This window comes from Mesorhizobium sp. M0830 (assembly GCF_040319965.1).
In the GTDB taxonomy this organism is placed as follows: domain Bacteria; phylum Pseudomonadota; class Alphaproteobacteria; order Rhizobiales; family Rhizobiaceae; genus Mesorhizobium.
The window spans coordinates 1-25,052 of sequence record NZ_JAMYOR010000016.1 but is presented as its reverse complement, the minus strand read 5'-3'; the positions used below and the strand labels follow the sequence as shown (position 1 = coordinate 25,052).

Here is a 25,052-nt window from a genome sequence, read left to right as displayed (position 1 = left end):
TCAGCCGATCCGGACGATCGCGTAAGGGGTCATCACGAGGTGGCCTCGGCCAAAAGCTGAAATGTCGACCGGCACGTCGTCCGCCGTCAGGTTCGCCAGCCACACGATTGTCTTGCCTGAAGTGGAGCGTCCAGCCAGAGCCAGCACCCTGGTCTCATCGCTCGTCCTTGCCGCCACATGCGCAAGGCCAGCCATCTCGCAAAGGCCCTTGATAGCCCTGAAGATGGGCCGGGGTGATCCTTCCGCGACGGGTTCTCCGGATGATGCCAGCACGCCGAACGGCCCGGTGAAGCTGGAAAGCGTCAGCATCTCCAGCCCGGCCGGTGCGACACGCGCTGCATATCCGATCGTCCACGCAGCGGCGAAAAGGCCGGCATGCCGCGGGTCGCGATCAGCCATCGCGATGCGCTGTCCCTGCGGATTGGGCTTGGTCGCGCCGCCATAGGGGTTTTGGCGCATGGCAATCGTCGACGGACCGATCCGGTAGGGTTTTGTCCCGAAGATCGCTCGTGCCGATTGGGTGACGAAAGGCAGCGCCTCCAGCGATTGCATGATGTTGAGATCGTCGGCCGCATGCACGATCGGGCAGGTGCAATGGGTGATGAAATCGAGCTGGTCCGCCGGTACGCGCTTCCGGTTGAGCTCGGTGAAATAACTGAACATGCCGCCGCCGAGTCGGATATCTGGAAAGGCGCGCCGCGCCGCGGCATAGACCGCTTCGAGAGGCGGACAATCCGGCCACGCACTGCCCGGCGGCGTCGACTGCCGGTCGACCGAAGGCGACACCGCAATGGCCGAGAGGCTCAGCCCGGCCTGGCGCACCAGGTCGGCGACGCCTGACAGTTCGGCGTCGAGATCGGCAGCGCCGGCAATAACGCATTCGAGGGTCGTCTCAGCTGGGTAAGCAATTGCGAGCCGCGCGAAAGCGCGCAAGGCGTCGAGCCCGTGGCCGCGCGTCGGATCGTAGTGAAACAGCAACTGTTGGGGGCCGAGTGTCGTCAGCGCGGAGAGATTCGCCAGCGCCGTCTCGACATCCTCGGGATAGATGACCACGCCGATATCGGGCAGCCTCGGTCCGGCTTCGCCGAGTTCGACGCGGACCGGTTCGTTGGCCACGGCGGCAGCCGGCGCTGTGCCTTCACCGGTGATGCGCAGGCTGATCGTCTGGCGCAGGGGTTGGCCGGCAGGCAGTACATAGGGCCAAGGCAGCGCCAGCGGCCGCACATAGGTCTTGTAGGATGCGTCCGACCAGTTACGCTGGTCCTCCATTTCGAAAGTGTCGCCGTCCATCCGGCATTCGGCGGTGACAGCAGGCCGAACCTGATGGGTGATAGCGCGGATATTCTTGAAAGGCTGCCAAGGGTCGATGAGTTCGGGAAGCTTTGTCGCCACCACGTGGCCGTCGGTGTGCTCCACCATGACCGGGCTGCCGGCGAGGCCGGCGATCGGGTGCAGGATGCAGAAGCCGCAGCGATTGGTCTCGAAATCGCTCTCGGGTAGGGCGCTCACATCGAACGTCAAGCGACCCTCGGCGGAACCTTTGATCGTGGCGCGGAAGCGGAGCCGGCTTCCGTCCGGCCCGGTGCAATTTGCCGAATAGCTGACCGAGAAAGTGTCTGCGTCTTGGTCAATGGCAAGGTCCGTCAGCACTGGCTCATAGGTGCCCCAGTCGCGATCCCTGACGATGTAGGCGATGGCGCACAGCACTTCGGTGCCGCCAAGGCGAATGGTGCGCAGATTGCCGTTGACGAAGTCGGCAGTGAGCGCGCCTGCGCTCAGCCTGACCGGCTCGGCTTCTACCGCACGCGTGCCATAGAGCGGGAAGGCGTCGGTGGTCATTTCAGCAAGGCGTCGAGATGCACCGGTTGGCGGCTCACGGCACCGGCATAGGCGGCCTCGACCAGCGCAAAGGTTTTGAGATTGTCGGCGCCCGAGGTCGCCGGTTCAATTCCCTTTGCCAGGCAGTCTACCCAGTGCTGCTGGATGGCGACGACGCTTTCCTGGATGTTGTGCCAGGGCCGCGATGCCCACGGCAGCAGCGGCGGCGAAACGTCGGTGGCGGCCGTGCCGCTCTGGCAGGTGACGGTGAGCCGGTAACCCTGCGCCAGCCGGATCGTTCCGTCGCTGCCGTCGATCTCGATCAGGGTCTCGGGGAACGGCTCGGTGGCGAGCTTCGTCGCGTAGCTGCAATCGACCACTGAGGTGGCGCCACTGGTATGATCCATCAGCATGGTCGCGACATCCTCACCAGCGATCGCTTGGTTGATGCGAGCCGTTCGTGTCGTGATCGTCGAGACGTCGCCGAGCAGGAAGCGGGCGATGTCGAGGATATGGATGCCGAGGTCCTCGATGATGAAGCGCTTTCCCGTCGCCAGATAGGGCTGGCCGGAAAACACGTCATAGGCGGAGCGGAAGGAAATGCGCCCGAAGAAAGGCGTGCCGATCTCGCCGCTGTCGAGCACGGCGCGTACCGCCTGGATCGGCGACTGCCAGCGAAAATTCTCATGCACCATCAGCGGCACGCCTGCGTCGGTGCAAGCCCTCACCATCGCCTTGGCGTCGGCGAGCGTCGGCGCGAACGGCTTTTGGCAGATCGCCGGAACGCGGTGGGCGGCCGCCATCTCGACAAGGGGACGATGGCTGGGCGCGGTGGTGGCGATATCGACGAAGTCGAACGTCTCGCCTTCGAACAGAGAGGTCGCGTCGGTATAGCGTTTCGCAATGCCGAACTGGTCGCCGACGATCCTGAGCCGTTCCGGATCGCGGTCGCAGATGGCGACGATCGAGGCGCCCGCTATGTCGCGCCAGGCATGCATCTGGTTGACGGCAAAGAAGCCGCAGCCGATCAGCGCTCCCCGCAGCTCCGCCATGATCAGCCCGCCTTTGCCATTTGCATCAGCGTTACGCGGCTCTGCAGACGCCGCTGCGCCTGGTCGACGACGACGGCGACGATGATGACGAGGCCCTTGATCACCATTTGCCAGAACGAACTCACACCCATCATCACCAATCCGTCCGAAAGAATGCCGATGACGAACGCGCCGACGATGGTGCCGCCGATCGTGCCGCGGCCGCCCGACATCGAGGTGCCGCCGAGCACCGCCGCCGCAATGGCGTTGAGCTCGAAACTTTCGCCTGTCGCGGGATGCGAGGCCATCAGCTCGGACGAGATGATCAGGCCGACGATCGCCGCGCAGAAACCTGAGAACATATAGACGAACATCTTCACCATGTTGACACGGACGCCCGAAATCCGCGACGCGCGTTCATTGCCGCCGACGGCAAAGATGTGGCGCCCGAGCGGTGTGTACTTGGCGAGATAGGCGGCCCCCAGTGCAACGACGATCAGGATCCAGATCGCCACCGGCAGGCCAAGCAGCCGGCCGGCACCGAGGAAACCGAAACCGGTGGTTCCAAGCTCCGGCTTGCCGACGAGGTTGGGGAAGGTGCGTCCGTCCGACGACAAGAGCGCCAGGCCGCGCGCGACATAAAGTACGCCCAGCGTGGCGATGAACGGCGCGACGTTCAGCCTGGTGATCAGCAACCCGTTGACGGCGCCGATTAATATGCCGACCGCCAGCGTGATCAGCGCGATCTCGAAGACGGTGAAATAGATGGTGTAGCCGATCTGCAGGTCGATGCCGTTGAGCACGAGATAGCCGGCCACCATGCCGCACAGGCCGACGATCGAGCCGACCGAAAGGTCGATGCCGCCGGTGATGATGACGAAGGTCATGCCCATCGCCAGGAACGCGTTCAGCGCCACGTGCTTCGACATCAGGATCAGGTTGGCGGTCGACAGGAAATTCGGCGCCGCGATCGAGAAGAAGATCAGGACGGCGATGAGAGCGATGAAGGTCCTGAGCTTCATCAGCGTCAACAGCACGGAGCCGCTGGAAGCGGAGGGAGCGGCCGCCTTGGCTGGGATGTCAGTCATGCGCGGTGCTCTCCATCTGTCGAACCGGTCCGTGGCCAAGCGCCGAGGCAGCGACGAGTGCCGCCTCCGTCGCTTCAGTGCGATCGAACATGCCAGTCAGTTTTCCGTTGCTCATCACCGCAATGCGGTCGGACAATGCCATGACCTCGTCGAGATCGGAGGTCGCGAAAAGAATCCCCAAACCGTCGCGGGACAATTTGCGCATGGTGCGGAACACATCCGCCTTGGCGCCGACATCGATGCCTCGGCTGGGCTCGTCCATCAACAGCACCTTGGGTCCGGTGAGCAGCGCCTTGCCGATCACCACCTTCTGCTGGTTGCCGCCGGACAGCGACGAAACCTCTTGCACCGGGTCGGCGACCTTGATCGCCAGTTCCCGCACCATCTGTGTCACCGCCTGCCTTTCGTCGGCGCCACGGATATGGAACAGGCTGGCAAATCGCGACAGGCTGGCCAGCGTCAGGTTGCTGGCGACCGAGAGGATCGACACCAGCCCCTCGCGCTGGCGGTCCTCGGGGATCAGTGCCAGCCCGCGCCGGATGCGTCGCGTCGTGTCGCGCTCTCTGACCTGTTTGCCGCCAATGAAGATCTCGCCCGTCGAATGACTATGGCGGCCCATGATGCAGTCGAACAATTCGCTGCGCCCGGCGCCCATCAGGCCGTATATGCCGAGAATCTCGCCGGCACGCAGCGACAGCGAGACATGGTCGACGGCAAGGCCGCCGGTGGCGCGTGGCAGGCAAATGTCCTCGGCCCGGAAGATCTCTTCGCCGGGAACATGACCGTCGGCCTTGGCGAAGTCCTTGGCGTCGGAGCCGATCATCTGCCGCACGATCCATCGCGTGTCGACGTTCTTCATCTCCTCCTGGCCGGTGATGCGGCCGTCGCGCAGCACGGTGATGTAGTCGCCGATGCGGATCAGCTCTTCCAGCCGGTGCGAGATGTAGACGATGGCCACGCCGCGTGCCTTGAGGTCGGCGATCACCTTGAACAGGATCTCGACCTCCGCCGCGCTCAGCGCCGAGGTCGGCTCGTCCATGATCAGGATGCGCGCGTCGAGCGAGACCGCCTTGGCGATCTCGACCAGCTGCTGCTGGCCGATGCGCAGATCCTCGACCAGCATGTCGGGCCGTATACCGGCTTGCAGGCGTTCCAGAAATTCCGCCGCGCGGCGCTCCTGCTCCTTGCGGTCGATCTTGCCGAACCGGTTGGTGATTTCGCGGGTGGCGAAAATGTTCTCGGCGACGCTCATATTGCCGAACAGGTTCAGTTCCTGGAACACCATGCCGATGCCGCGGTTCACCGCATCGCCGGACGACGAGAAGGACACCTCTTCGCCCTGCAGCAGTATGCGGCCGGCTGTCGGCCGTTCGACGCCGGCGATGATCTTCATCAGCGTCGACTTGCCGGCGCCGTTTTCGCCGACCAGCACGTTGACGGCGCCCTTGCGTACCTCGAAATTGGCGCGCTTGACCGCAACGGTTCCGGAATAGACCTTGGAGACGTCCTCCAGTTTCAGGATGATGTCGCGCTCCGCGGTCGCGCTCATGGCTTCGGCCCGATCTCTGCCTCCGCCGGAGTTACCAGCGGCAGGTCCTGGCCGCTGCCCAGCGTATAGGCGCCGAGCACCTTGGCGCTTCGACCCTCCAGCGCGTGGCGCGGCAGCTTGGACAGCACCATCTTGTCGGCATGGCTGTTGAACGCCTTGCCGAACTGGGCGAAGTCGATCTGGTTGGTGAAGTCGTTGAACTGGATGAAGTCCAGGCTGTCGCGCAGCGCGGTGCCGCGCACCGCCGGTCCGATCTGCACCCGCGCATCGGCCTTGCCGTCGCCGTCGACATCGATGTCGACCGTCGCCGCGCGGGACTGCATGTTCGCAGCGACGATCTTGCCCTCCACGCGAACCGCGAAGGTCCACGGTGCGTTCGCCTGCTTGTTCGGATTGCCGTATTTGGCGCCGGCAGAAGCGGCATCGGTTGTTGCCAGTGTGTGAACTTGCCGAAACGGTCCGGCTTTCTGTTCGAGATAAGGCACGACCTTCGCCGCCCATATCTCTTCCACCATCTTGTCCGGATCGAAGGCGGGCGCATTGCCGCCGTCTGCCGATTTCGTCGGCAGGATCTTGCAGGCGGTCAGGCTGATGCCGATCATCACGGCAAGGATCGGCCAGTTCGGCTTGGTGTTCAGCATGATGGCCTGTTGTTCAGCTGGTGGTGGTCGGCCCACAGAAAATGGCGGCGAGGGGCGAACCGAAATTCGCCCCTCGCTGTTCAAATCACGCTGGCTCAGTTGGTCAGCGCGAAGGTCTCGAGCTTGGCGGCATTCTCGCCATTGACCAGGACGCAATCCATCAGCTGCTTTTCCTTGGCCGGCGACTTCTTGTTCTTGATGAAGTCGTTGGCCTGCTCGACCGCCATCTGCGCCTGCGCGAAGGCCGGCTGCAGGACGGTCGCCTTGATGCCGCCCGAGGTGATGGAGTCGCGCACGTCGTTCGATCCGTCGAAGCCGACGACGATGACATCCTTGCGGTTCGCCGCGGCAAGTGCTGCATAGGCGCCCATCGCCATCGTGTCGTTGCCGGAGATGACGCCCTTGATGTCGGGGTTGGCCTGCAGGATCGATTCCATCTTGGAATAGGCTTCCGTCTGGCTCCAGTTGGCCGACTGCTGGGCGACCATCTTCAGATCCGGATAGTCGTCGATGACGTCGTGATAGCCCTTGGAGCGGATGCCGGCATTGGTATCGGATTCCTTGCCGACCAGCTCGACGAAATTGCCCTTCTCGCCCATCAGCTTGACGAATTCCTGCGCGCCGAGTTGGGCGCCCTGATAGTTGTTGGAGACGATCTGCGCCATGGCGACGCCGGTGGCGTTGATCTCGCGATCGATCAGGAAGGACGGAATGCCCGCATCCTTGGCCTTCTGTACGGCGGCGACTGTGGCGTCGGCGCCGGCATTGTCGAGGATGATCGCCTTGGCGCCACGACCGATTGCGGTGTCGATCAGCTCGGACTGCTTGTTGGCGTCGTCGTCATGGACGAGGACCAGCGCCTCGTAGCCGAGTTCCTTGGCCTTGGCCTCGGCGCCGACGGCTTCCGCCTTGAAGAACGGATTGTCGTGCGAGGGCGTGATGATGGCGATGAGATCCGCCGCATAGGCGGGCATCGCCGTGCCAAGCGCCAGCATGCCGGCGAAAGCCGCAAGCGTCATTCTGCGAGTGAGTTTCATGAAGTCCTCCCGTTTGAAAAATTACCTTGGTCAACCAAGGCCTCTGTCGGCATCCGAATTCGTCAGGCAGCGCGGGCGGCGGATCGCTTTCGGGCTAAAGAGCCGTTTGCCGGCTCCCCTCAGCGGATCGTTGCTCACCAGCCATCCTCCACTCGCCAGGCTTCGTACTCCCTGCGAAACCTTGTCGATCCGAGCCATGAACAGCTAAGCCAACTGGTATGATGAGTCAATCACTAATTCAGGTGACATGTGCCTGATGGCGGCAAACGGAGTGTCGGTAGCGGTACGCCGACGCGTCGGGACGCTGCGCCAAGCGCATGTGCTCTTTCAGGTGATGCGCTGAATGCTTGCGGCGATCTCTTCCGGTTCGAAGACGCGCTTCCAGTCGTCACGCATCAACACCGGCTTGCCGAATTCGATCGCCTTGTTGCAGGCGTCCGAGAACACGCCCTTGGTCTCGCCGAAGATGACGGCGCCGAGCACGTTCATATGGCCGAGCAGGAAGTCGAGCGCCGCCTGCTTGTCGACGCCGCGCGCCACGACCTCGTCGACGGCCTCCTTCATGACCACCAACAGCGAGGCGCAGACCGTCTCCGAAAGGCCAGGCTCGAGCAGCGCCATCTGTTCGACGGTGACGCGGTGCGAGCGCATGACCGGCGCCCAGATGATTTTTGCGATCGCCTCGCCCTTGGCGTAATCCTCTTCCGGTCCCTGCATCAAGGCGCTGACCATATGCTGCTTGGCCTTGACGCCGCCGAAATAATCCTTCTTGGCCGCCATGTCGGTCTCGTCATTGAAGATCGGCGGATGGCAGGGGTGGGTGACGAAATAGGTGAGGTCCGGCCGGTTCGGCAGATGACCGGCGAAAGGTGCCGCCGCGTCGAGCACCACCACCATCGTGCCCGGCGCCAGCTGGCTCTCGATGCTAGTCGCCACTTTGCCGATATGCGTGTCCGGAACGGCCAGGATCACCACGTCGGCGCCCTTGAGCGCCTCGTCGGCGCTCACCGCATCGAAACCCAGTCCGGTCTTCAGCCGTTCGCGGCCGGCCTCGCTGACCTCGACATGGCGTATCGTGTAGGGTGATCCGCGAAAATTAGTTGATAGGCGGTAACCCATTTTCCCGCCGGCACCGAACAGCGCAATCGTTGTCATCTGGCCACTACTCCTGGTCTCATCCGACGGCATCGCCCGTCGTCAGCTTATCAACTGGTATAATCACACTACCATACCTTGGCAATCCGATAACGGTGAATGCCCCAAGTCATGACTGCCGGTCTCCGGCCGCGCGTCCCCCGTAGCCCGTAGCTCGACCGGCTCTCACTTGCGCGGATCGCGTACCCACGCCAGTGTCCGTTCCTATATAGCCAGGAATCTCGCTGGAGCTGTTGCATGCAGGACGACTTTCTGACCGGGCTGAAAGGCCAGCGCGTGCTGGTGACGGCAGGCGCTGGAGGCATCGGGTTTGCCATAGCCGACACGTTGTCGCGGCTCGGCGCTCGCATCATAGTCTGCGACGTTTCCGACGAGGCGCTGGCCGCTGCTCCCGGCAAGATCGATCTGGTCGCCGCGATCAAGGCCGATGTCTCGCGTGACGACGACGTCGACCGGCTTTTCGAGGCCGTTAGAGAAAAGCTGGGCGGTCTCGATGCGCTGATCAACAATGCCGGCATTGCCGGACCGACCGGCGGTGTCGAGGAGATCGATCCGGCGGACTGGCGACATTGCATCGACATCTGCCTGACCGGCCAGTTCCTGTGTGCCCGACGCGCGGTGCCGCTGATCAAGGCGGCGGGCGGCGGCTCGATCGTCTCGATGTCGTCGGCGGCCGGCCGGCATGGCTACGCCTTCCGCACGCCCTATTCGGCGGCGAAGTTCGGCGTCATCGGTTTCACGCAGAGTCTCGCCAAGGAACTCGGGCCGCACGGCATAAGGGTCAACGCCATCCTACCCGGCATCATCGAGGGGCCGCGCATCGAAGGCGTCATCTCGGCACGTGCCAAGCAGGTCGGCATCAGCCATGAGGAGATGAGGGATCGCTATCTGCAGAACATCTCGCTGCGCCGTATGACCAGCCCCTATGATGTCGCCGCGATGGTCGCCTTCCTGCTCTCCGATGCGGGGATCAACATTTCCGGCCAGTCGCTCGGCGTCGACGGCAATGTCGAAACACTCTGAGGAATAGTCCATGGCCAATGTCGCGATTGTCGGAAGCGGGTTCATCGGGCGAGCCTGGGCGATCAGCTTTGCCCGTGCCGGCCATAATGTGCGGATGTGGGATCAGTCGCCCGCCGCGACTGGCGGCGCCCGCGACTACATTGCCGGCGTGCTTGGCGATCTCGCCAGGAACGACCTCCTGCGAGGACAGGCGGTCGACGCCGTGGTCGGCCGGATCGCAATAGTCGCCGAGTTGGCGGAGGCGCTGGCCGGTGCAGCCCATGTCCAGGAGAACACGCCCGAAAACCTGGAGGTGAAACGTGACGTATTCTCTCAGATCGACAGGCTTGCCGATCCGCAGACGATCATCGCCAGCTCCACCTCGGCGCTCTTGCCATCGAAATTCACCGACCATCTGCAAGGGCGCCATCGCTGCCTGGTCGTGCATCCGATCAATCCGCCCTATCTCATTCCGGCAGCCGAAATCGTGCCCGCGCCGTGGACGTCCGCCGAGACCTTGGAAAGGACCCGCGCCTTCCTCATCGATGCCGGCCACGCACCGCTTGTGATGAAGCGCGAGCTCGACGGCTTCATCATGAACCGCTTGCAAGGCGCATTGCTTGAGGAAGCGTTCCGGCTTGTCGCCGACGGTTACGCCAGTGTCGAGGATGTCGACATCGGCATCCGCGAGGGACTGGCGCTGCGCTGGTCATTCATGGGTCCGTTCGAGACAATCGATCTGAACGCGCCCGGCGGCGTGCGCGACTATGTCGAGCGCTATCAGTCGATCTATTCGAACATCTTTCCGCAGATGCTGCGCCGCGTCGACTGGGCGGGCGAGGTGATGAAGACCGTCGAATCCGACCGCCGCGAACGCCTGCCGCGCGAGAACCTCGGCGAGCGGCAGGTATGGCGCGACCGCCGGCTGATGGCGCTGGCGGCGCACAAGAAAAAATCGGACCAGGAGTATGGACAATGATCGAGACGACCCGCGGCGCTCAGCAGACCAGGGGCAAGGTCATCATCACCTGCGCGGTGACGGGCGCGATCCACACGCCGACCATGTCGCCCTATTTGCCGATCACACCCGACCAGATTGCCTCGGAGGCGATCGCCGCGGCGGAAGCCGGTGCCGCGATCCTGCATCTGCATGCCCGCGACCCGGAGACCGGCAAGCCCGACCAGACGCCGGAGGCCTTCGCCCGCTTCCTGCCACGCGTCAAGCAAGGCACCAAAGCCGCCATCAACATCACCACCGGCGGCAGCCCCTACATGAAGGTCGAGGAGCGTGTGCGCCCAGCCGCCCAGTTCAAGCCCGAGGTCGCCTCGCTTAATATGGGTTCGATCAATTTCGGGCTCTATCACCTCGCCGACAAATACGAGACCTTCAAGTTCGACTGGGAAAAGCCGCATCTGGAAGCGACGCGCGACCTCGTCTTCCGCAACTCGTTCAAGGACATCGAGTACATCCTGGCGACCTGCTACGACAATGGCACGCGCTTCGAATTCGAATGCTACGACATCGCCCATCTCTACAACCTTTCCCATTTCGCCGACCGTGGGCTGGTGAAACCGCCTTTCTTCGTGCAGTCGGTGTTCGGGCTGCTTGGCGGTATCGGCACGCATCCCGAAGACGTGGCTCATATGAAGCGCACGGCTGACCGGTTGTTCGGCGACCAGTTCCGTTGGTCGGTGCTGGGCGCCGGCGCCAGCCAACTGCGGATCGCCGCGCAATCAGCCTCACTCGGTGGCAACATCCGCGTTGGGTTGGAGGACAGCCTGTGGGCGGGCAAGGGCAAGCTTGCCAAATCGAACGCAGAACAAGTGCTCCTAGCCCGCAAGATCATCGAAGGGCTCGGCATGGAAGTGGCGACGCCCGACGAGGCACGTGAAATCCTGTCATTGAAAGGCGGCGACAAGGTCGCTTTCTGACGCGGCCCGACCAATCGCTGTGCGGCGCCAAATACCGAGATGACGGCATGAAGATCGAAGCGTGAAGACAGGCGAGCCTAGTCGGGTTTCGCCAGACCCGAATTGAACTTGCGCCGGGCGTTTTCCAGATGCTCGCGCATCGCCCGGCCGGCAGCTTCCGGGTCGTGCCGCTCGATGGCCTCGAACACGGCTTTATGGCCGGCAAAGCTCCTGCGGTTCTCCACCTCGGTGTTGGCCATGTGGATGCGCTGGTTGATCAGCCATTCCACCAGCGCTTCATGCGCGGCGAGGAAGATCGGGTTGCCGGGAATCGCGGTCAACACCCGGTGAAACGCCACATCGGTGATGGCGAAGGCGCGAGCGCGCGGGATGGCGCGCTCGTTCTCGGCAAGTGCCGCCGCCAGCGCATCGACCTGTTCGCGCGTCGCCACCTCGGCGGCATGGCGCGCGATCGAAACTTCGAGGAACAGCCGCAGCTGCTCGAAATGGCCGATGCCGTCGGGCTGGTCCATCAACAGATGGGCCGTGCCGGTCAACTGCTCCAGCATATTTTTCGACGTCGGCCGCGTCACCTTCGGCCGCTCGCCGCTGTTGATGCGCACCAACCCCATTTTCTCCAGCGCAAACAGCGCTTCGCGCACCGAGGGGCGCCCGACATCGAACATCGACATCAGGTCGCGCTCGGACGGCAGCGAGCCGCCGACCGGATAGACCTCGTCGCGGATCATCTCCTCCAGACGGAGGCGGACTTCATCGGACAATTTTTTTCGAACCGGCATATTGTGCATGGTCTACCTTTTAAGCTATTAGACCAGTCGCCGCAAGCGAGGACTTGCGGAACCGAAGGGTTGGAGGAGGTCGCCGCCGGCCAATGGCGCGGCGGTCGGCGCGGCAGGCGAGGGTCTGACGCGGGAGCAGGCCTGGAGCAGGGGCATCGCCCCGATTTCGGCCGGCGGAAAGCAATGGGAGGAGAATTCCATGAGACGACTGCTGATGAGCCTTGTGCCGGCGATGGCGCTGATGTTTGCCGCAGTGATCGCCAAGGCCGAGGAGGGCGGCACGTTCCGTTCCGCCATGCGCACCGGCTGCATCGAGATGGGAACACTGCACACCACGTGCGGCCATAGGCTCGACGAGACCGTGCTGCAGGGACTGGTCCACATCAAATGGACGGGCGATGGCGTGCAACCGATGCTGGCCGAAAGCTGGAAGACGCCCGATGGCGGCAAGACCTATGTCTTCAGCCTGCGCCACGGCGTCAAATGGCATGACGGAACGCCCTTCACCGCCAAGGACGTGGTGTTCAGCCTCAACCTCTACGCCAACCCCAAGGTTGGCTCGCCTTGGGCGCAGAAGCTCGGCTCGGTGGCCGGATACAAGGCTTTCCAGGATGGCTCGGCCTCCTCGCTTGCCGGGGTCAAGGCGCTTGACGACACGACCGTCCAGATTGAACTCGACAGCGCCAAGCCTCTCTGGGTCGAGCTGCAGCTTATCGCGATAAGCATCTTTCCCGAACACATCCTCGGCAAGGTCGCGCCCGGCGATATCAAGGGCAACGCCTTCTGGGTCAACCGCGTCGGCACCGGCCCGTTTGTCTGGAAGAAATACGAAAGCGACCAATATGTCGAGGTCGACCGCAATCCCGACTATTTCCTCGGTGCGCCGAAGCTCGAGCGCATCATCTACCAGATCTACAAGGACGTGCCGCCGATCATCGCCGCACTCGAAACGCAGGAGGTCGACGCCATGTCCTATGAGGGCGGTGGCGTGCCCATCTCCGAACTCGCCCGGCTGCAGAAGCTCGACTATTTGACGGTGCTGCCGAAATTCTCCGCCGGCTTGCCGACCTACTTGCAGTTCAACCTGGAGAACAAGCGCTTTGCCGACGTGCGGGTGCGTCAGGCAATGCTCTACGCCATCGACCGCAAGGCCATCATCGAGACGGTCAAGCAAGGCGCCGGCGAGCTGTCGAACACGCTGTTTCCGCAGGATTGGGCACGCGCCAAGGACCTCGATCCCTACGACTACAATCCTGACAAGGCCAAGCAATTGCTCACCGACGCGGGCTGGGACAGCAGCCAGCCGGTCGATTTCATCTACTACTATTCCGACCAGATGAATGTCGACACCGTCACCGCCATCCAGAGCTATCTGGCCGCAGTCGGCGTCAACATCCAGCCGCGCCTGCTCGATCCGGCGGCAATCAACCAGACCTATGCCGACGGCAGCTTCCAGATGGGCTTTTTCGCCAACGGTATGGGGCTCGATCCCTCGCTCGGTTCGCCGGTCGTCGTCTGCGGCGCAAAACCACTCAGCATGGGCTATTGCAATACCAAGGTCGATGAACTGTTCAACAAGGGGCTGGAATCGACCGACCGAGCCGTGCGTGCCGAAAGTTACCAGGAAGCGTCACGCATCCTCAACGAGGAGCTGCCCAAGGCCTGGCTGTGGAACGAGGTGCGGCCGCTGGCTTTCAACAACCGCATCGTTGGCCTGGCGCAGCACTTCAAGGAGCAGCCGCTCGTGATCTTCAACCACCCGGTCTACAACGAAGTCGAGAAGTGGGAAGTGGCAAAATAGGCCGCTGCGTAGACGCCCTCATCGGTTGGTCATGAGGTGGAACCTCATGACCAACCGCCTCAACAGCCGCCTTCAGCGATAGGAGAAGCCGGTGCTCAGCTATCTCATGCGCAAGCTGCTGCTCAGCATCCCGGTGCTGTTCGGCGTCACCGTCATAGTCTTCGCGATCGCGCATGCCATGCCGGGCGACGCCGTGCTGGCGATGATCACGGCGGAGGCGCCGTCGAGCGAGGCGCTGATCGCGATGCGGCGCGGCGAGCTCGGCCTCGACCAGCCGTTCTACATCCAATACCTCAACTGGATCGGCCAGATCCTGCACGGCAATCTCGGCCGCTCCTTCGTCAACGGTCGCAGCGTCGGCGATATCATCGGCGAGCGCCTGCCGATGACGCTGGAGCTGATGGCGGTGGCACTGCTCGTCGCCTTCCTCATCGGCACCACGCTGGGCGTGATCTCGGCGCTCCGGCAATACAAGTTGACCGACTATTCGCTGACGCTGGGCGGCTTCGTCGGCGTGTCGATCCCGGATTTCTTCATGGGGCTGCTGCTCGTCTACGTCTTTGCGCTTGAACTGCGCTGGCTGCCGTCGTCGGGCATCTCGACGGCGGGCGACAACTTCTCGCTCCTCGACAATCTCAGGCACCTGATCCTGCCGGCGGCAGCACTTGCTTTGTTCCGCGCCGCCATCTTCATGCGCTATGCCCGCGCCGGCATGCTCGACGTGCTGAACCAGGACTATATGCGCACCGCCAAAGCCAAGGGCCTGAGGCCAAGCACGATCACGCTGCGCCACGGCCTGCGCAACGCGCTGATCCCGCTGGTCACCGTCTTCGGCCTCGCTTTGCCGACGCTGTTCGGCGGCTCGGTGGTGATCGAGACGATTTTCCAGTGGCCGGGCATCGGCCTGATGTTCATCGACGCGGTGGTGAACAGGGATAGTCCGGTCATCATGGGCTATGTGCTGATCACCGCCATCATCGTCATGCTGGCGAATCTCGCGACCGATCTTGCCTACAGCGTGCTCGACCCGCGGGTGAGCTATGACTGACGTCACCGCCGCCGATGTGACGATCGCTGTCGGCGCCTCGCGCGGCCTGTGGGCAGAGGCGGTCCGCCGCTTCCTCAATCACCGTCTGGCGACGCTCGGGCTGATCATGCTCGCCATCATCGTGCTCGCCTGCATGCTGGCGCCGCTGATCGCTCACTACGGCCCCAACGACATCGACCTGCGCGGCCGCAACCAGCCGCCCGGGGGCGTGCATTGGCTGGGCAGCGACGGCACCGGTCGCGACATCTTTGCCCGCATCCTCTATGGCGGCCGCATCTCGCTGACGGTCGGCTTCGTCGCGGTGGCGATCTCAGCGGCAATAGGCATCTTCATCGGCTGCATTGCCGGCTATTTCGGCGGCAAGGTCGACCTCTTGCTGACGGGCGTGATCGACATGGTGCTGACCTTTCCACGCCTGGTCATCATCATCGCCTTCGTCGCAGTGGTCGGACCGAGCATCTTCAACACCATGGTGGTGATCGGCCTGCTCAGCTGGCCGTCCATCGCCCGGCTGACGCGCGGCGAGATACTGGCGCTGCGCAACCAGGAATTCGTCCTCGCCGCGCGCTCGCTCGGTACCTCGCCGTCGGTCATCATTCTCGAACACATATTGCCCAACGTGCTGGGCCCGATCCTGGTGGCGATCACGCTCGACGTGGCCACCGTCATCCTGCTCGAAGCCTCGCTGTCCTTCCTCGGCCTCGGCGCGCAGGCGCCGGCGGCCAGCTGGGGCAACATGCTGCGCGATGCCCGCACGCTGTCGATCCTCGAGAGCCAGCCCTGGATGTGGATCCCGCCCGGCGCGATGATCGCGTTGGCGGTGCTCAGCATCAACTTCGTCGGCGACGGCCTGCGTGACGCGCTCGACCCGCAGCACATCATGGGTGGGGGCGCCAAATGACGGGCATCGACACACTTGACGTCGACAGGGCTGCAAAGGGGATAGGACAGCAAGCTGTGCTTTCCGTGCAAGGGCTGAGTGTCGAATTCGGCCCCAAAGGCAGCTCCGTCTATGCCGTCAACGACGTCTCCTTCGATCTTGCCGAGGGCGAGTCGCTGGCCATTGTCGGCGAAAGCGGCTCCGGCAAGTCGGTCACCGTGCAGACGCTGATGGGCCTGATCCGCAAGCCGCCCGGCCGCGTCACCGCCGGCCGAGCGTTGTTTCGCGGTCGCGATCTGCTGGCCATGCCCGACAGCGAACTGCGCCAGATCCGCGGCCGCGACATCGCCATGATCTTCCAGGATCCGATGTCGTCGCTGAACCCGGTGCTGACCATCGGCCTGCAACTGACCGAGGCGCTGCGCGAGCACCAGGGCCTGAGCCAGCCACAAGCACAGCGCCAGGCGCTCGACATGCTGGATCTCGTCGGCATTGCCAACGCGCCGCAGCGCATGCGCGCCTTTCCACACCAGTTCTCCGGCGGGCAATTGCAGCGCATCGGCATCGCCATGGCCTTGGTTTGCAAGCCGTCGATCCTGATCGCCGACGAGCCGACCACGGCACTCGATGTCACCATCCAGGCACAGATCGTCGAGCTGGTCGCTCGCCTGCAGAAACAGCTCGGAATGGCGATCATCTGGATCAGCCATGACCTCAGCCTCGTTGCCGGCTTCGCCGATCGCGTCGCGGTGATGTATGCCGGCTCGATCGTAGAATGTGCGCCGGTCGACGAGCTGTTCTCGGCAACAACGCACCCCTATACAATCGGCTTGTTGAATTCGATTCCGTCGCTGACGGCGGCAAACACAAGGCTGGTGCCGATCAAGGGCGCGCCGCCCAATGTCACCCTGCCGCCGGCGTTCTGCCCCTTCGCGCCGCGCTGCGATTATGCCGAGGCGCGCTGCCGCGAGCAGAAACCGCCAGTGGAAACGGTCGGCGCCAGCCACACCGCCGCATGCTGGCGCTGGCGGCAAGTCGAGCGATTGCCGCGCGCGCCGGCAGCCGCGCCCAGCGCGGCACCGGCTGCGACGCTCCAGCAAGAACCGCTGCTCGTCGTCGCCGATCTCAAGGTGCATTTTCCCATTCGGCGCGGTGTGCTCAGGCGACAGGTCGGCGCCGTGCATGCCGTCGATGGGGTGAGTTTCAAGGTGATGCGCGGCGAGACTCTGGCGCTGGTCGGTGAAAGCGGCTGCGGCAAGTCGACGACCGGCCGCGCGGTGCTCGGGCTCGAGCCGCCGAGCGCGGGCAGCATCGTCTTCGAGGGCAGGGACTATGCCGCTGCGACAGGCGAGCAGCTCAAGCTGCGCCGCCGCGACATACAGATGGTTTTCCAGAACCCGTTCGGATCGCTCAACCCGCGCATGACGGTCGGGCGCATTATCGGCGAGGGGCTGCGTGCGCAGAAGATCGGCACGCGCGCCTCGCGCGATGCCCGCGTCAGTGAATTGCTGGCGCTGGTCGGCTTGCGGGAGGCGCTGCGCGACCGCTACCCGTTCGAGCTCTCCGGTGGCCAGCGCCAGCGTGTCGGCATTGCCCGCGCTCTGGCGGCCAATCCAAAATTCATTATTGCCGACGAGCCGATCTCGGCGCTCGACGTCTCCATCCAGGCGCAGATCGTCAATCTGCTGGACGACCTCAAGGCGCGCCTCGGGCTGACCTATCTGTTCATCGGTCATGACCTGTCGATGATCCGCTATCTCAGCGACCATGTCGCGGTGATGTATCTGGGCCGGATCGTCGAGATCGGCACCACGGCAGGGGTGTTCGGCAGGCCGCTGCACCCGTATACACGCGCGCTGCTGTCGGCGATCCCGGTGCCCGACCCCAAGGCCGGCGGTACACGCCGGCGCATCGTGCTGGGCGGTGCGGTGCCCGATCCGTCGAAGCCACCGCTTGGTTGCCATTTTCATCCGCGCTGTCCGATGGCGAGCGACATCTGCACGCGGGTGACGCCGGAGGTGCGCGATTTCGGCTCATCCATCGCCGGGAAACATCTCGTCGCCTGCCACCATGCAGGCGAGGCCACACAATGAAATTTCCGAACGGACTGAGGATTCCCAAATGACCAAGGAATTGGCGGGCATGTATGCCGCCTTGATGACCGGACTAAGCGATGCCGGCGAATTCGATCCGCAGCGCCAGCGCAACATTAACGACTACGTCCTGCGCCAGGGCCTGGCCGGGCTCTATGTCGGCGGCAGCAGCGGCGAATCCGGCCTGCTGACGGTGGACGAATTGCTGGCCCAGCAGGAAATGGTCTTCGCTGGCGCTGCAAGTATCGGCACCAGGCTGATCGCCCATGTCGGCATGCCGAACCTGCGCGATTCCATCCGCCTTGCGCGGCAGGCTCGAAAGCTCGGCTATCACGCGCTGTCGGCGCTGCCACCGCATTCCTATCCATTCTCCGACGACGAGGTCTTTGGCTACTATCAGGCGCTGGCGGCGGCGACGGACCTCCCGCTGATCGTCTACGAAATCCCCTTGCGCACCGGCCGGCCGCTGCCGCTCAACCTGCTGGTCCGACTGCTCGATCTGCGCAATGTCATCGGCATCAAATACACCTCCACCGACCTGTTCAAATATTCATTGCTGCGCAAGCGGCAGCCGCAAAAGCTGTTCTACTATGGCTTCGACGAGATCTATGCCGCCGCCGGCATGCTCGGCACCGATGGCGGCATCGGCACCACCTACAATCTGCTCGGCAGGCTGTATGTAGCGATCGACCAGGCGATCCGCGCCGGCGATCTGGCACGGGCGAAAATGCTGCAGATGGTATCGCAAGATTTCGTCGAGGTGCTGCTGGAAACCGGCGTCCTGCCGGGCATGAAAGCGGCATTCCGCGTCATCGGCGTCGATTGCGGCCCGACCCGCGCGCCGATGGCGCTGGCTGTTGCCGACGCCGAAGAGCGGATGCGCGCGGTTCTCGCTCGCCCGGCGGTGAGAGAGTGGCTGGCGTGAGAGGAGTTGGCTGAAAGACCTACAGTCGACGAATACGACAACATATATGGCGCTTGCCAGATCTGCACGACCATTCTCGGTCCGACTTCATGGCCAAGGCCAGCTCATAGGCATCAGGTCGAGTCTCAGCCCTGCGGGGGCCTGCGTTCGACGATGTAGATGTGGTCGGCCGCGAGCACCACTTCGCCACGCTGATTGATCACCTCGCAGCGCTCGATTACCCGCCCTGAACCTGGCCGCTTGGGATCGTCTTCCTTGGCCGCGATGGTTGTGTGCGTGCGGATCGTGTCGCCGATGAACACCGGCTTGATGAAGCGCAACCGGTCGTAGCCATAGGAAAAGGCTACAGGGTTGACGACGGTTGCCGTCAGCCCGATGCCGACCGAAAACACCAGCGTGCCGTGTGCGATACGCTGGCCGAACGGCGTCGTCTTCATGAACTCGGCGTCCATGTGATGCGGAAAGAAATCGCCGGTGTGGCCGGCATGCACGACAAAGTCCGTCTCGGTGATGGTGCGGCCGCTGGTAAGGCGGGACGAGCCGATCTCATAGTCCTCGAAATACTGGATCTGTTCCATCAGGGCCTTTCCGCGATCGGCGTCGCCGGTGCCGCGCTCGACTGATACGCGGCCTCGACCAGCGCCATCGTGCTCCATGCGTCCTCTACCGGACTGATCAGCAGAACATCTTCTCCGGCAGCAAAACGCTGGACATTGGCCATGCGGCCGACGAAGGCGTCGGGGAACCATGCTCCGGCCAATGGCACCGCGACCCAATCCGTTCCGCCTTTTGGGTAGATCTCCAGCACCTCCGCTTCGCCGCGCGGATAGTCGAGGTTGAGGCCAAGCTTGAGATAGGCCGCGCCCTCGGTGCCGCAGATGCGGAACTCGGAGGCTTGGTGCCGGCGACCGAACTTGTGATCGTGGTTGATCGACAGCGCGCAGCGCACGGTGTCGCCATAGTCGAGAATTGCGCTGGTGCGCGTCTGCGCCACCGAATGGTTGGGGTGGCCGAGCGTCTTGGCGTGCACGCCGCGCGGGTCGCCAAGCAGCTGCCGGATCAGGTCGAGATAGTGGATCGAGTGCATGGCGATCTCGACGCGCGGTGCCTTGAGCAGGAACTCCCACAGCTCCCACGGTGTCGCCAACGCCAGCCAGGCATCGAAGTCGACGATCTCGCCGAGCCAGCCCTTGGCGATGGCATCCTTCAGCGCCAGCATCATCGGTGCGAAGCGCCCCTGGAAATTCACTGCGGCCTGCAGCTTCTTGGAACGGCAGATCTCGAGGATTTCGGTTGCCTCGGCAAGGTGGCCGCCCATCGGCTTCTGGATCAGCGCCACGGCGCCGCCAGGTAATGCTTTCAGCACATCGGCATGGCGGGTGGGCGGCGTCGCGAGGTCAAAGATCGCACCCTCGACGGCGGCCGCTTCCTCAAGTGTGCGAAAGGCCGTCACGCCCCATTGGCTAGCAAGCTTTTCCGCTTTGGTGTGATCGGGATCATAGAGCCCAGCGACGGGAAAGCCGGCCTTCCGGTAGGCCGGGAAATGCGCGTCCCCGACAATCGAGCCGGCGCCGAAGGTGACGATCGGCCGCGGCTTGGAGGGTTTGGGCCATGACTGGACAAGCAAGGCAGGGTCGAAACCGCTTTCAGTCATGATGGAAGACCTCGTCCATATCAGCCCACCATTCGCCTTCCTTGCGCGTCGCCAGCGGTTCCTGGCAAGGCATGCAGACCGCCCACCATTCCTGTGTCCTGGGGTCGGCAGCCATCTTGGCCATGTCAGCTTCGTAGTCGGTGCCATGGTACTCGAAGGTGCTGAACAGCAGGTTCTCCGGCCGCTTCAGGTAGATCGAATAGTTCTTGATGTTGCAGGCCGAGATCCTGGTCAGCACGTCGGGCCAGACGGCGGCGTGCAGGCGGACATACTCCTCGACTTTTTCCGGCTTCAGCCCCAGAACCATCCCCATCCGCTGCATGCCCGTCTCCTATTTCGTGATCGCCGTGGTGAATTCGGCGATGCTCATGGCCTTGACCGCGTCCCAGTCCCAGTCGATGCCGATGCCCGGTTCGTCCGGCGCCAGCGCCTGGCCATCTTCGATGCGTATGCGCTTGCCGGTCAATTGGTCGAGTTGCGGAATGTACTCGACATATCTGCCGTTCTGAACAGCGCAGGTCAGGCTGACATGCAGTTCCATCAGGAAATGCGGACAGACCGGAATGTCGAAGGCCTCCGCCGCATGGGCAATCTTGAGCCAGGGCGTGATGCCGCCGATGCGGCCGACATCGACCTGCACGATCGAGCAGGCGCCTTTCTGCATGTATTCGCGGAAATGGCGGATGGAGTAAAGCGACTCGCCGATGGCGATCGGCGTCGGCGTCGAGTTCGACAGCCGCACATGCCCATCGATGTCGTCGGCCGGCAGCGGCTCCTCGATCCAGGCGAGGTCGAGTTCGCGCAGCCTCGCCGCGCGCCGGATCGCCTCGTCGATCGAGAAACCCTGATTGGCGTCGGTCATGAGCTCGTAGCCATCGCCGACCGCCTTGCGCACCGCCGACAGGCGGGCAAGATCTTCCGAACCGTGCGGCCTGCCGATCTTCACTTTCGAGCCGCGAAATCCCTTGGCCTTGGCGGCCAGCGCGTCGTCGACCAGTGCCTGCGTCTCGATATGCAGCCACCCGCCTTCGGTCGTGTAGAGCGGGCAGCGGTCCTTGGCGCCGCCAGCAAGTTTCCATAGCGGCAGTTTCTGCTTCTTGGCCCGCAGATCCCAAAGCGCGGTATCGATCGCCGCGATGGCGATGGCCGTGATCGCCCCGATGGTGGTGGCATGCGTGGCAAATTCGAGATCGTGCCAGATCGCCTCGATCATGTCGGGGTCGCGGCCGATCAGGCGCGGCACCAGATGGTCGGAGAGGAGCCGCATCACCGACGAGCCGCCGGTGCCGATCGTGTAGCTGTAACCGGTACCGACCGCGCCGTCGGAATCCGTGATGGTGACGATCGGCGTTTCCTGGCTGACGAAGCTCTGGATCGCGTCGGTGCGCTTGACCTTGGGCACAAGGTCCACCATGCAAAGGTCGACTTTCTCGATTTTGGCCATGCCGATCAGCTCCGCAGCGTCTTTCCGGTCTCGGTGGCAAACAGATGCGCCTGCGACATGTCGAGGCTCATGGCGACCCGCTCGCCGGGCCGCAGCGGCCTCGGATTCAGCATCCGCGAAACCCAGTCTTGGCGGTTGAATTCGACGAACACCAGCGTCTCGTTGCCGAGCGGTTCGGTGACCGTGATCGGCAGTTCGATCTGGTGGACGTCGGCCGCAGCGCCGGAGCTGATGCCATGGCCGGTTGGGTAGATGTCATCCGGCCTCAGTCCGAACACCACTCTATCGCCGGTCGCGACATTGGCCTTGAACTGGCCGGGCAGCGGCAGCTTTTCGCCGCTGGCGAAGACCAGCTTGCCGTCATCGACTGTCGCTTCGTGCAAATTCATCGGCGGGGAGCCGATGAAGCCCGCGACGAAGCGCGTCGCCGGCCGCCGGAAGACTTCGTCGGGCGTGCCGACCTGTTCGATGTGACCGTCGCGCATGATGACGATGCGGTCGGCAAGCGTCATCGCCTCGACCTGGTCATGTGTGACGTAGATCACCGTCGACTGCACCTTGGCATGCAGCTTCTTGATCTCGGTGCGCATCTGCGTGCGCAATTTGGCATCGAGATTGGAAAGCGGCTCATCGAACAGGAACACATCGGGGTCGCGCACGATGGCGCGGCCCATGGCGACGCGCTGGCGCTGGCCGCCGGACAGTTGCGAAGGGCGGCGATCGAGCAGCGTATCGAGGCCGAGAATGGCCGAGGCTTCGGCGACGCGGCGCTCCATGTCTTCCTTGGCCGCGCCAGCGATCTTCAGGGAGAAGCCGAGATTCTCGCGCACTGTCATGTGCGGGTAGAGCGCGTAGGACTGGAACACCATCGAGATGTTGCGCGAGCGCGGCGGCAGGTCGTTTACCACCCGCCCACCGATCTCGATCGAGCCGGCGCTGATCTCTTCGAGCCCGGCGATCATGCGCAGCGTCGTCGACTTGCCGCAGCCGGACGGGCCAACCAGCGCGATGAATTCGCGGTCGGCGATGTCGAGATCGATACCGTGCACGATCCCGATATTGCCGTAGCGCTTGGTGAGCTTGGTGAGGGTAACGGTTGCCATTGGATCAGCCTTTCACCGCGCCGGAGGTCAGGCCGCCGACAAGGTGTTTCTGGACGATGTAGGTGAGGGTGAGCGCCGGAATGATCATCACCACGGCGAGCGCGCACATGCCGCGCCAGTCGATGGTGAACTCGGCCGCGTAGTCGAGCAGGCCGACCGGCAGCGTCTTGGCGCTTACCGAGCGGGTCAGCTGCGAGGCCAGCGCGAACTCGTTCCAGCAGGTCAGGAAGGCGAAGATGGCGGCCGACGCGATGCCCGGTCCGGCGAGCGGGAACTCGACCTGCCAGAACGCCTGCCAGCGCGTGCAGCCGTCAATCTGCGCCGCCTCCGCGAGGTCCTTCGGCACCTGGCGGAAGAAGCCGTCGATCAGCCAGATCGTGAACGGCACGTTGAGCGCAACATAGGCAAGGATCAGCCCGAAATGCGTGTCGATGATGCCAAGCCGCACATAGAGGAAGAACAGCGGCAGCGAGAGCGCGATGCCGGGCACCGTGCGCGTCAGCATCAGGCCGAGAAAGACGCTCGACTTGCCGCGGAAGCGGTAGCGCGCAAAGGCATAGCCGCCAGCCATGCCGATGGCCACCGCGATGACCGTCGAGGTCACCGAGATGATCAGCGAGTTTCGGAAATATTCGATGACAGGGATGCCACCCTTGCCGATGCCGGAGAACATCGCGATGTAGGCGTCGAACGAAATCTCCTGCGGGATCCACACCGGCGGCTTGGCCATGATCTCCACCGCCGGTCGCAGCGACGAGAGCACGATCCAGAGACCCGGCAGGCAGATGGTCAGCATCGCCAGGAACAGGCCGATGCGATAGACAATGCCAATCAGCCGACGCTTCAGGCGGGCGGAAGAATTTTCGTCCATTCTCACCACTCAGCACCGATCTGCGTGCGCGCCGCGGCGAGCTTGTTGAAGAAATAGACGGTGAAGGCGATCGACAGCAGGATCGAGAAATAGGCCATGGCGTTGGCCATGCCCATGCGTCCGTCGCTGTAGGCGGTGCGCGCCACCAGTGTCCAAAGCAGTTCGGTTCGGCCCGCCGGTCCGCCATCGGTCATGATCTTGACGATGTCATAGGCGCGCGCCACGTCGAGCGAACGGATGGTCATGGCAATGTAGGCGAACGGCATGACGAACGGCCACGTCACATAGCGGAAGGTCTGCCACGGCGTGCAGCCGTCGACCCGTGCCGCCTCGATCGGCTCCTTGGGCATGGCGAGCAGTCCGGCGAGGATCAAGATCGCGAAGATCGCCGTCGACGACCAGATCTCGGCGATAGAAATGGCGATGAAGGCAAGATGGCCTTCGATCAGCCATGGTATGGCATCCCTGGTGATGCCGAGCGACTGCAGGGCATTGTTCACCAGGCCGATATTGTCGTTGAACATGAACTTGAACTGGAAGCCGACGAGGATCGGCGAGAACATCATCGGGAACATCATCAGCGTGCGCAGGATACGCTGGCCGCGCGTTGCCTTCTCGACCAGCATCGCAAGTCCGAGGCCGAGCAGCATTTCGAGATTGAGCGCGATGGTCAGCAGCAGCACCGTGCGGCCGAACGCCCACCAGAAATCGGTGTTGGACAGGATTGAAAGATAGTTCCTGAAGCCGATGAAGACGTAGAATGTCTCGGGCCGCGTCAGGCGGAAAGGCGTGAAGCTGGAATAGAGCGACAGCAGCAACGGCACGACAACAACCGCCGCCAGCACGATCATGGCCGGAAGCAGCAGCAGGAATGGCGCGGACGGCTTGAAGCCCTTCATCAGAATCCTTGAGGTGTTTGCATTGGACGGCGGTGCGCGGGCCTGGGCGAAGGATCAGCGTAAACAGCTGAGCATCCCGCGAAAACGCGGTCGCCTCCCCCATTTTCTGATGGAGGAGGCAGCCTTGGGAGCCGTTGTTAGAGTTTGCCGGCGTCCTGGAGGATTTGCGTCGCCTTGGCGGCCGCTTCGTCCAGTGCCTGCTTTGACGTCTTGTCGCCGAGAATCGCCGCTTGCAGTCTTCAGACCCTCCGCTACCGACGTCAGCTTGGAACACCACGCCCATGGGGCGGCAGGCGTTCGAC

General features: G+C 63.4%; 23 protein-coding genes. 8 read left to right on the top strand and 15 right to left on the bottom strand.

Going from position 1 to position 25,052, the window contains the following annotated elements; translation table 11 throughout:
* The 7 genes from apnL to NKI20_RS12275 all read right to left on the bottom strand — a co-directional run bounded on the left by apnL (position 1) and on the right by NKI20_RS12275 (position 8,319).
* Complete coding sequence (gene apnL, locus NKI20_RS12305) at positions 1-1,839, bottom strand: D-apionate lactonase (RefSeq protein ID WP_352830833.1); 1,839 nt, start codon at positions 1,837-1,839, stop codon at positions 1-3.
* Complete coding sequence (locus tag NKI20_RS12300) at positions 1,836-2,870, bottom strand: Gfo/Idh/MocA family protein (RefSeq protein WP_352830832.1); 1,035 nt, start codon at positions 2,868-2,870, stop codon at positions 1,836-1,838. Before NKI20_RS12300 ends, apnL begins: the two co-directional genes overlap by 4 nt.
* 2 nt (positions 2,871-2,872) lie before the next feature.
* On the bottom strand, positions 2,873-3,937 hold the full coding sequence (locus NKI20_RS12295) for an ABC transporter permease (protein ID WP_352830831.1): 1,065 nt from the start codon (positions 3,935-3,937) through the stop codon (positions 2,873-2,875).
* Positions 3,930-5,486, bottom strand: a complete 1,557-nt coding sequence (locus tag NKI20_RS12290) for a sugar ABC transporter ATP-binding protein (RefSeq protein WP_352830829.1) — start codon at positions 5,484-5,486, stop codon at positions 3,930-3,932. The genes NKI20_RS12295 and NKI20_RS12290 overlap by 8 nt, the downstream gene beginning before the upstream one ends.
* Positions 5,483-6,127 (bottom strand): DUF2291 family protein, encoded by a 645-nt coding sequence (locus tag NKI20_RS12285; RefSeq protein WP_352830827.1) that lies wholly within the window; start codon positions 6,125-6,127, stop codon positions 5,483-5,485. Before NKI20_RS12285 ends, NKI20_RS12290 begins: the two co-directional genes overlap by 4 nt.
* 95 nt (positions 6,128-6,222) lie before the next feature.
* Positions 6,223-7,164, bottom strand: coding sequence for a D-ribose ABC transporter substrate-binding protein (locus tag NKI20_RS12280; RefSeq protein ID WP_352830826.1), 942 nt, complete (start codon positions 7,162-7,164; stop codon positions 6,223-6,225).
* Positions 7,165-7,491: 327 nt separating this feature from the next.
* A complete protein-coding gene (locus tag NKI20_RS12275; protein WP_352830824.1) occupies positions 7,492-8,319 on the bottom strand; it encodes a phosphogluconate dehydrogenase C-terminal domain-containing protein in 828 nt (275 codons plus the stop codon).
* 237 nt (positions 8,320-8,556) lie between these two features.
* Between NKI20_RS12275 and NKI20_RS12270 the strand changes: the two genes are divergently transcribed.
* The 3 genes from NKI20_RS12270 to kce are packed head-to-tail and all read left to right on the top strand — an operon-like array spanning position 8,557 to position 11,253.
* Positions 8,557-9,342 carry an SDR family oxidoreductase gene (locus NKI20_RS12270; protein WP_352830822.1) on the top strand — a complete coding sequence of 262 codons (786 nt, stop codon included), beginning with the start codon at positions 8,557-8,559 and terminating at the stop codon, positions 9,340-9,342.
* A gap of 10 nt (positions 9,343-9,352) precedes the next feature.
* Positions 9,353-10,300, top strand: a complete 948-nt coding sequence (locus tag NKI20_RS12265; RefSeq protein ID WP_352830820.1) for a 3-hydroxyacyl-CoA dehydrogenase — start codon at positions 9,353-9,355, stop codon at positions 10,298-10,300.
* Positions 10,297-11,253 (top strand): 3,5-dioxohexanoate:acetyl-CoA acetone transferase, encoded by a 957-nt coding sequence (gene kce, locus NKI20_RS12260; protein ID WP_352830818.1) that lies wholly within the window; start codon positions 10,297-10,299, stop codon positions 11,251-11,253. The genes NKI20_RS12265 and kce overlap by 4 nt, the downstream gene beginning before the upstream one ends.
* A 77-nt stretch (positions 11,254-11,330) precedes the next feature.
* Here kce and nanR read toward each other — a convergent pair whose 3' ends face one another.
* Positions 11,331-12,032 (bottom strand): transcriptional regulator NanR, encoded by a 702-nt coding sequence (gene nanR / locus NKI20_RS12255; RefSeq protein WP_352830966.1) that lies wholly within the window; start codon positions 12,030-12,032, stop codon positions 11,331-11,333.
* A gap of 199 nt (positions 12,033-12,231) precedes the next feature.
* On the opposite strand from nanR, the gene NKI20_RS12250 reads away from it, so the two are divergent.
* From NKI20_RS12250 to NKI20_RS12230, 5 genes are all read left to right on the top strand, one after another.
* Positions 12,232-13,833 (top strand): ABC transporter substrate-binding protein, encoded by a 1,602-nt coding sequence (locus NKI20_RS12250; RefSeq protein WP_352830816.1) that lies wholly within the window; start codon positions 12,232-12,234, stop codon positions 13,831-13,833.
* Positions 13,834-13,924: 91 nt separating this feature from the next.
* Positions 13,925-14,881: an ABC transporter permease gene (locus tag NKI20_RS12245; protein WP_352830814.1), complete on the top strand. Its 957-nt coding sequence runs from the start codon at positions 13,925-13,927 to the stop codon at positions 14,879-14,881.
* On the top strand, positions 14,874-15,782 hold the full coding sequence (opp4C, locus tag NKI20_RS12240; protein WP_352830812.1) for an oligopeptide ABC transporter permease: 909 nt from the start codon (positions 14,874-14,876) through the stop codon (positions 15,780-15,782). Before NKI20_RS12245 ends, opp4C begins: the two co-directional genes overlap by 8 nt.
* Positions 15,779-17,854 (top strand): dipeptide ABC transporter ATP-binding protein, encoded by a 2,076-nt coding sequence (locus tag NKI20_RS12235; RefSeq protein ID WP_352830810.1) that lies wholly within the window; start codon positions 15,779-15,781, stop codon positions 17,852-17,854. The genes opp4C and NKI20_RS12235 overlap by 4 nt, the downstream gene beginning before the upstream one ends.
* A 28-nt stretch (positions 17,855-17,882) precedes the next feature.
* Positions 17,883-18,779 carry a dihydrodipicolinate synthase family protein gene (locus NKI20_RS12230; RefSeq protein WP_352830808.1) on the top strand — a complete coding sequence of 299 codons (897 nt, stop codon included), beginning with the start codon at positions 17,883-17,885 and terminating at the stop codon, positions 18,777-18,779.
* Between the two features lie 125 nt (positions 18,780-18,904).
* On the opposite strand, the gene NKI20_RS12225 is transcribed toward NKI20_RS12230, so the two are convergent.
* The 7 genes from NKI20_RS12225 to NKI20_RS12195 are packed head-to-tail and all read right to left on the bottom strand — an operon-like array spanning position 18,905 to position 24,750.
* Positions 18,905-19,360 (bottom strand): MaoC/PaaZ C-terminal domain-containing protein, encoded by a 456-nt coding sequence (locus NKI20_RS12225; protein ID WP_352830964.1) that lies wholly within the window; start codon positions 19,358-19,360, stop codon positions 18,905-18,907.
* Entirely contained in the window at positions 19,357-20,433 is a 1,077-nt protein-coding gene (locus NKI20_RS12220; RefSeq protein ID WP_352830806.1) for a Gfo/Idh/MocA family protein, read from the bottom strand. The genes NKI20_RS12225 and NKI20_RS12220 overlap by 4 nt, the downstream gene beginning before the upstream one ends.
* On the bottom strand, positions 20,426-20,755 hold the full coding sequence (locus tag NKI20_RS12215) for an L-rhamnose mutarotase (protein ID WP_352726169.1): 330 nt from the start codon (positions 20,753-20,755) through the stop codon (positions 20,426-20,428). Before NKI20_RS12215 ends, NKI20_RS12220 begins: the two co-directional genes overlap by 8 nt.
* A gap of 9 nt (positions 20,756-20,764) precedes the next feature.
* Positions 20,765-21,877, bottom strand: a complete 1,113-nt coding sequence (locus tag NKI20_RS12210) for a mandelate racemase/muconate lactonizing enzyme family protein (protein ID WP_352726167.1) — start codon at positions 21,875-21,877, stop codon at positions 20,765-20,767.
* Between the two features lie 5 nt (positions 21,878-21,882).
* Positions 21,883-22,980: an ABC transporter ATP-binding protein gene (locus NKI20_RS12205; protein WP_352830803.1), complete on the bottom strand. Its 1,098-nt coding sequence runs from the start codon at positions 22,978-22,980 to the stop codon at positions 21,883-21,885.
* A gap of 4 nt (positions 22,981-22,984) precedes the next feature.
* The gene (locus NKI20_RS12200) at positions 22,985-23,851 is read right to left on the bottom strand and encodes a carbohydrate ABC transporter permease (RefSeq protein WP_352830801.1); all 867 of its coding nucleotides are present in this window, start codon (positions 23,849-23,851) and stop codon (positions 22,985-22,987) included.
* A gap of 2 nt (positions 23,852-23,853) precedes the next feature.
* The gene (locus NKI20_RS12195) at positions 23,854-24,750 is read right to left on the bottom strand and encodes a carbohydrate ABC transporter permease (RefSeq protein WP_352600623.1); all 897 of its coding nucleotides are present in this window, start codon (positions 24,748-24,750) and stop codon (positions 23,854-23,856) included.
* Between the last annotated feature and the right edge of the window lie 302 nt (positions 24,751-25,052).